Origin of the sequence: Caulobacter sp. S45 (assembly GCF_903642205.1) — a bacterium.
In the GTDB taxonomy this organism is placed as follows: domain Bacteria; phylum Pseudomonadota; class Alphaproteobacteria; order Caulobacterales; family Caulobacteraceae; genus CAHJWH01.
Genome location: NZ_CAHJWH010000171.1, coordinates 1 through 6,319, shown reverse-complemented (window position 1 = coordinate 6,319; position 6,319 = coordinate 1). Strand labels below are relative to the sequence as shown.

The 6,319-nt window shown below is 67.1% G+C and carries 7 protein-coding genes and 1 pseudogene; 2 read left to right on the top strand and 6 right to left on the bottom strand.

Annotated features, from left to right (window positions below; genetic code table 11):
* Window positions 1-105 precede the first annotated feature (105 nt).
* Window positions 106-729 (bottom strand): ABC transporter substrate-binding protein, encoded by a 624-nt coding sequence (locus tag HUV06_RS13955; protein ID WP_174301860.1) that lies wholly within the window; start codon window positions 727-729, stop codon window positions 106-108.
* A gap of 98 nt (window positions 730-827) precedes the next feature.
* Complete coding sequence (locus tag HUV06_RS13950; protein ID WP_174301859.1) at window positions 828-1,742, bottom strand: polyprenyl synthetase family protein; 915 nt, start codon at window positions 1,740-1,742, stop codon at window positions 828-830.
* Between the two features lie 256 nt (window positions 1,743-1,998).
* Between HUV06_RS13950 and ispH the strand changes: the two genes are divergently transcribed.
* Window positions 1,999-2,949: a 4-hydroxy-3-methylbut-2-enyl diphosphate reductase gene (ispH, locus tag HUV06_RS13945; protein WP_371811083.1), complete on the top strand. Its 951-nt coding sequence runs from the start codon at window positions 1,999-2,001 to the stop codon at window positions 2,947-2,949.
* A gap of 75 nt (window positions 2,950-3,024) precedes the next feature.
* Complete coding sequence (gene hpnH, locus HUV06_RS13940) at window positions 3,025-4,176, top strand: adenosyl-hopene transferase HpnH (RefSeq protein WP_174301857.1); 1,152 nt, start codon at window positions 3,025-3,027, stop codon at window positions 4,174-4,176.
* Here hpnH and HUV06_RS13935 read toward each other — a convergent pair.
* From HUV06_RS13935 to HUV06_RS13915, 4 genes and pseudogenes are all read right to left on the bottom strand, one after another.
* The gene (locus tag HUV06_RS13935; RefSeq protein ID WP_174301856.1) at window positions 4,096-4,803 is read right to left on the bottom strand and encodes a hopanoid-associated phosphorylase; all 708 of its coding nucleotides are present in this window, start codon (window positions 4,801-4,803) and stop codon (window positions 4,096-4,098) included. The two genes, hpnH and HUV06_RS13935, sit on opposite strands and share 81 nt — an antisense overlap.
* 689 nt (window positions 4,804-5,492) lie before the next feature.
* Window positions 5,493-5,783: a type II toxin-antitoxin system RelE/ParE family toxin gene (locus tag HUV06_RS13925; RefSeq protein WP_174301854.1), complete on the bottom strand. Its 291-nt coding sequence runs from the start codon at window positions 5,781-5,783 to the stop codon at window positions 5,493-5,495.
* Between the two features lie 14 nt (window positions 5,784-5,797).
* Window positions 5,798-5,977 carry a CopG family transcriptional regulator gene (locus tag HUV06_RS13920; protein ID WP_174301853.1) on the bottom strand — a complete coding sequence of 60 codons (180 nt, stop codon included), beginning with the start codon at window positions 5,975-5,977 and terminating at the stop codon, window positions 5,798-5,800.
* Between the two features lie 42 nt (window positions 5,978-6,019).
* Window positions 6,020-6,319, bottom strand: a pseudogene (locus HUV06_RS13915) (hypothetical protein); the annotation flags it as partial.

The window sequence follows — 6,319 nt, the reverse complement described above, 5'->3', positions numbered from 1 at the left end:
GGCTGCACGCCTGCGGCGCGATAGCGCCCGGCGGTCGACAACTCGATCCTCGGGACGAGCCTGAGGATCACGGGCGGGAGGGCGTGGCCGAACTGATCCTGGGCGTCAGCCCCCAGCCTTGTCCGACAAGTCGTTGATCTTCTTCACCAGCGCCGGCGCGCCTCCGCTCGCGAGCGTGCTGGCGTAGTCGGCGCGCTGCTGGCTCAGCTGGCTTATGCTGCCGTTGAAATAGACGTCGATCACCTTCCACTGGCCGCTGGTGGTCTGGCGCATGCGGTAGGCGAGGTCGGTGGCCTCGCCGGAGCTGATCAGCTGGGTGTGGACAAGCTTGTCGGGCCCCCGGGTGTCCACCTTGCCCACCTCGAAGCGCTGGCCGCTGTAGCTGGAGAAGTTCTTCGCCCAGGTGGAGGTGCTGTAGCGGGTGAACGCCGCCAGCAGGGCCGACTGGTCCGACGGCGACATCGTGCTCCAGGACTGGCCCACGGCGAACCGGATCATTAGCGGCAGGTCGAAGGTCTCCTTCACCGCCGGCTCCAAACGGCTGTAGCGGCCGCGGAAACCGAGCGAGCGGCCCTGCTTCATGGCGGCCAGCAGGGTGTCGTCGAAGCGCTGCACCTGCTGGGCGGCGGGGTCGCTGGCCTGGGCCAGGGCCGCTACGGGGACCAGCGCCGCCGGTCCGACCGCACCGACCAGGGCCAGGGCGCAAAGGGCGGAGGTCACAGGTCTCATGATCAGGGCGTCCTCGATTCGGCGCGTGCAGCGGGCCGCGCCGGCCAAGCTAGGGATCGCTCGCTGAACGTGGCCTGACGGGCTTGGTTGCTCGCCGCTCAGGCATCGCGCTCGACCAGGAAGGCGGGCAGGCGGCGCATCGCCTCGGCGGCCGGGCCGTAGGGCTGCAGCACCGCGGCGGCCCGCTCGGCGATCCGCAGAGCCTCGCGCCGGGCGCCGTCCACCCCCATCAGCGAGACCAGCGTCGCCTTGCCGGCGTCGGCGTCCTTGCCGACGGCCTTGCCGGCCTTTTCCGCCGTGGAGGTGGCGTCGATCAGGTCGTCGGCGATCTGGAACGCCAGCCCCAGGTCGTGGGCGTAGGCGCGCAGCCGCTCGTAATCCGCCGCGTCAGCCTGGCCCAGGATCGGTCCGGCCTCGCAGGCGAACTCGAACAGGGCGCCCGTCTTCATCCGCTGCAGCAGGGCCACATCCTCCGCCCCGAACGCGTGCTCAGGCGCCACGATGTCCATCATCTGGCCGCCCACCATGCCCTCAGCGCCGCTGGCCCGGGCCAGCCGCGCGCTCAGGCTGCATCGCACCTCCGCGTCCGGGTGGGTTGCAGGGTTGGCCAGCACCTCGAAGGCGAGCGTCAGCAGGGCGTCGCCGGCGAGCACCGCGGTCGCCTCGTCGAACCTCTTGTGGGTGGTGGGCTGGCCGCGGCGCAGGTCGTCGTCGTCCATGCAGGGCAGGTCGTCGTGCACCAGCGAATAGGTGTGCACCATCTCGATTGCGGCGGCGGCCCGCAGCGCCCGCTCCCGCGGCGCGCCGAATAGGGCCGCACCCTCAAGGATCAGGAACGGCCGCATGCGCTTGCCGCCCACCGTGATGGCGTAGCGCATGGCGTCCTGGACGCGCCCATACGGCGCGTGCGTGCGCGGCAGCAGACGGTCCAGCTCTGCATTCACCGCGAGCGCCGCATCGGCCAGGGCATCCTGGAGGAGCGCCGGCTCGGCGTGCGCCACCTGTATGTTCATCTCCGACCCCATGTTCGCACCGCCTCGGCCTAGACGCCGAAGCTCGCCGCCGTCTACCCCGCCGGCCGGGTCCATAGCGTGACCTGGAGGCACCAACATCGGTCAAATCGGCCACTGTGGCCGATACGGTTGCGCTCTGAGGTTTCCACGTCCGGCTTCGCGACCTAGTCTGAACGGCTAAGACGGAATCGTCTGCGGCCCGGATCAGGCTGCAGGCGTCGGCCGCCGGCCCCGGGGCGAGGAGATAGAATTGCGGGTGGTCCTGGCTCAGCCGAGGGGGTTCTGCGCCGGCGTCGTGCGCGCCATCGACATCGTCGAACGCGCCCTGACCCTGTATGGCCAGCCGGTCTATGTCCGCCACGAGATCGTCCACAACCGGCACGTGGTGGACAACCTCAAGGCCAAGGGCGCCCTGTTCGTCGAGGAGCTGGACGAGGTGCCCGACGGCGCCGTCACCGTCTTCAGCGCCCACGGCGTCTCCCGCACCATCGAGACCGAGGCGCGCCTACGCGGCCTGCCGGTGCTCGACGCCACCTGCCCCCTGGTGGCCAAGGTGCACAACCAGGCCAACCGCTACGTCGCCCGCGGTCGCGGCCTGATCCTGATCGGCCACGCCGGCCACCCGGAGGTGGAAGGCACCATGGGCCAGGTGGACGCGCCGGTGGCGCTGGTCTCCACCACCGAGGACGTGGCGGCGCTGGACTTCCCCACCGATGCGCCCCTGGCCTACGTCACCCAGACCACCCTCAGCGTGGACGACACCCGCGCGGTGATCGCGGCGCTCAAGGCCCAGTTCACCGACATCACGGGGCCCGAGACCACCGACATCTGCTACGCCACCCAGAACCGCCAGACCGCTGTGCGCGAGCTCTGCAAGGTGGTGGACGTGCTGCTGGTGGTCGGCGCCAAGAACAGCTCCAACTCCAACCGGCTCTGTGAGATCGGAACGGAAGAGGGCTTGCCGAGCTATCTGATCGCCGACGGGGGCGAGCTCGACCCAGCCTGGGTGGCGGGCGTGCAGACCGTGGGCCTCACCGCCGGCGCCTCGGCCCCGGAGGAGCTGATCCTGAGCGTGATCGAAGTCTTGAGACTTACCAACGCGGTCGAGGTTACCCAAATGAATGGCATCCGGGAAGACATCGAGTTCCGCCTGCCTGCCGAACTGCGCACGCCCGCCGAGGCGCGGGCCGAGCAGGTTCCCGCCTAGACTGAACCCTCGCGCCCCGGCGCGGCTTACCCCCGCTGTGTCCCTCTCTGGACGCAGCCAGATGAGGAGTGCGGCATGGGCTTTCCCCTGCAGCAGGCGGCCCGGATCGGGGCCTATGTGATGAAGCAGCAGATCACGGGCGTGAAGCGCTATCCCCTCGTGCTGATGCTGGAGCCGCTGTTCCGCTGCAACCTGGCCTGCGCCGGCTGCGGCAAGATCGACTATCCCGACGAGATCCTTAACCAGCGCCTCTCCTACGAACAGTGCATGGAAGCTATCGACGAGTGCGGCGCCCCCGCCGTCTCCATCGCTGGCGGCGAGCCGCTGTTGCACCGCGACATGCCCAGGATCGTCAAGGGCTTCATCGCCAAGAAGAAGTTCGTCATCCTCTGCACCAACGCGCTACTGATGAAGAAGAAGATCGATCAGTACGAGCCGAACGAGTTCTTAACCTGGTCTATCCACCTGGATGGAGACCAGGCCATGCACGACAAGTCGGTGTGCGAGGACGGCGTCTACCAGAAGGCGGTGGAGGCCATCCAGCTCGCCAAGTCCAAGGGCTTCCGCACCCAGATCAACTGCACCGTCTTCGACGGCGCCGACCCGGAGCGGCTGGCCGCCTTCTTCGACGACATGAAGGCCGTCGGCTGTGACGGGATCACCATTTCACCCGGCTACGCCTATGAGCGCGCACCGGACCAGGAGCATTTCCTCAACCGCGCCAAGACCAAGCAGTTCTTCCGCGACGTGCTGAAGCGTGGCAAGGGGGGCAAGGCCTGGTCGTTCACCAACTCCTCCCTGTTCCTGGACTTCCTGGCCGGCAACCAGACTTATGAGTGCACGCCCTGGTCCATGCCGGCGCGCACCGTGTTCGGCTGGCAGAAGCCCTGCTACCTGCTCGGCGAAGGCTACACCAAGACCTTCCGCGAGCTGATGGACGACACCAAGTGGGACGACTACGGCGTCGGCAAATACGAGAAGTGCGCCGATTGCATGGTCCACTGCGGCTTCGAGGGCACCGCCACGACGGACGCGGTGAAGAACCCGCTGAAGATGTTCATGGTCTCGATGCGCGGCGTGAAGACCGAAGGTCCCATGGCCCCGGACATCAGCCTCGCCAACCAGCGCAAGGCCGACTACGTCTTCTCAGACCACGTCGAGCGCAAGCTCACCGAGATCCGCATCGCCAACCCCAAGGCGTCCAAGAAGGTCGTGACGGTTCAGTAGCGCCAGCTGGCGGAAGGCGACTTCCGCCTCCCGGCCCGTGCGGATCAGGGCCGGGAGCTGGCGCGGGTCGCGCGCCAGGGCCTTCAGGACGGCGAGGACATCCATCCCGCCGTCCGCCTTCATGCCCGCTTGGGCGGCCCTGGGCAGGGCGCGGCCTGCGCCATCGGAGATGACCCTCAGCGCCGCAAAGGGAATACCGTGCGCGGTGGCGAAGGCGGCGGCGACATGGCTCTCCATGTCCACCGCGAGCGCCCCCGTGGCGGTGTGCAGCGCGGCCTTGGCCGCCGCATCCACCACCATCACGTCGCTCCCCGCGATCGCGCCTGTGAAGCCGGGTCGCATCGCGGCCAGCAGCCGCCCTGTGAGCAGGGCATCCGTCCACCATGACTGCGCGCCCTGCACGATCCGGTCGGCGACGACCCAGTCGCCCACATCGAGCCCCGGCGAGAGTGCTCCGCCCAACCCGACGCTGACTATGGCGCGCGGACGCTGTCGCTCAGTGAGCCGCCCGATCCGCGCCTGCAGACCCAGGGCGTCTCCGCCGCTCGCCACCGCCACGATCCCGGGGCGCGTCACCAGCCTAGCTTCCCGCTGGAGCCCGACAACGGCGATGAGCGGCGCGATCATGGCCCAGGCCTAGCCATGTCGTGACGCTCCCTGCAAGCGGACGTTTAAAGAGCCGCTTGAGGGTGGAAAGGCGACATTTCCCGATGTAGCGTTGGGGAAAATCGGAACTGGCTGTGCGACCGCTCATCCTCGTGCCCATCGCGGTCCTCTCGACTCTCTTTAACGTGGCAGGCCTTTTTGCTGGGCTGCTCATCACTATGGGAACATCACTTTCGTTTCATCAAAAACCTGTAGCAGTAATCATCATCGGAGGTTGGGTCTGGTTCCCCGCTTGTACCATTCTACCGCTTATCGGCTTGGTGCAGCTAATCCGGGAGCGCTATACGCAAGGTGTTTTGTTTAGCTTCTTGCCCCTGCCGCTTCTATCTATTTGGTCTTACGGCTGGTTAATGATCCTGCGCCTTTGAGTCAGCTATGGGTCGAACTCTTCCATCAGCGCCCGTGCGATAAGCAGACATACCTGGGCGTCTCCAGGGCGCGGAGACAGCGCCTTTAACCACTTAGGACCCTGGCGCGGCGGCCCGTCCGCCGCCGCAGCACGGTCTTAGTCCCGCACCTGAGGCGGCGTGAGTTCGCGGGCGCCCGGAACAAGGCCTGGGCCCTGGGCCTGTCAAAGATCGAGGCCAAAGCTACGCCGTCTAGCCGGCCGCCGCCATGTGGACAGTTGCCGCTTGTTCTCCGCTGCCGGTTCAGCCGGGCGTTCGCGCGCCATGTCGGATTCGGATGATCTGCAAGGCGTCCGAGCGGATGCGATAGCGGATGATGTAGGGACGCACGGTGACGATCTCGCGTACATCGCGCCCGATCAACCGGCCTCGATGTGGGAAGGTCTTGAGACCTTCCACCGCGTCAGCAAGCCGGGCGACAGTAGTTTCCGATGCAATTGGCGCGCCCTGAGCCTTGATGTAGCTGCGGATTTCGCTGAGCTCGCGAAGGGCCGAAGCTGTAAGTCGTACCGTGTAGAGGTTTGTAGGCGGCAAATCTGGCTGCGGGCTCAGTCGCCGATCCGTGGCGTGGGAAGCTCATCGTCGGTGAACCAGGAACGTATCCAGCGAACCACCGCTTCACCGCTGACAGTTCGACCAGCTTCTATGTCCGCCAGTCCTTCAGCGTCGGCGGCGGCTTCCGCATCGGCGTCCACATCATCGCAGAACGAAGGTTCAGGCTGCGCCATCATTCCTCATAACACGCCAGGGTAGCGCGACGAAGTCGTCCCTCACATCCCGTATTCCACCTGGCGCGAGTTGCTCCGCATCAGGTTGCGATACCGCGCCAGCGCCCAAAGCGGGAAAAACTTCCGGTAGCCGTGGTAGCGAAGGTAGAAGACGCGCGGGAAGCCGCCGCCGGTGAAGACTTCCTCCGGCCACAGGCCGTCCTCGCCCTGGTGGTCCTGCAGCCACTTCACGCCGCGCGCCACCGCCGGGTGGTCCGCCTCGCCGGCCGACATCATGGCCAGCAGGGCCCAGGCGGTCTGGGAGGAGGTGGAGGGGGCGGGCTCGAAGCCGGTGTAGTCGAG

Bases quoted from the DNA above. Each gene is read 5' to 3' on its own strand.
- HUV06_RS13950 (WP_174301859.1), bottom strand. From the start codon at position 1,742: ATGAACATACAGGTGGCGCACGCCGAGCCGGCGCTCCTCCAGGATGCC.
- HUV06_RS13955 (WP_174301860.1), bottom strand. From the start codon at position 729: ATGAGACCTGTGACCTCCGCCCTTTGCGCCCTGGCCCTGGTCGGTGCG.
- HUV06_RS13920 (WP_174301853.1), bottom strand. From the start codon at position 5,977: ATGGCGCAGCCTGAACCTTCGTTCTGCGATGATGTGGACGCCGATGCG.
- HUV06_RS13935 (WP_174301856.1), bottom strand. From the start codon at position 4,803: ATGATCGCGCCGCTCATCGCCGTTGTCGGGCTCCAGCGGGAAGCTAGG.
- hpnH (WP_174301857.1), top strand. From the start codon at position 3,025: ATGGGCTTTCCCCTGCAGCAGGCGGCCCGGATCGGGGCCTATGTGATG.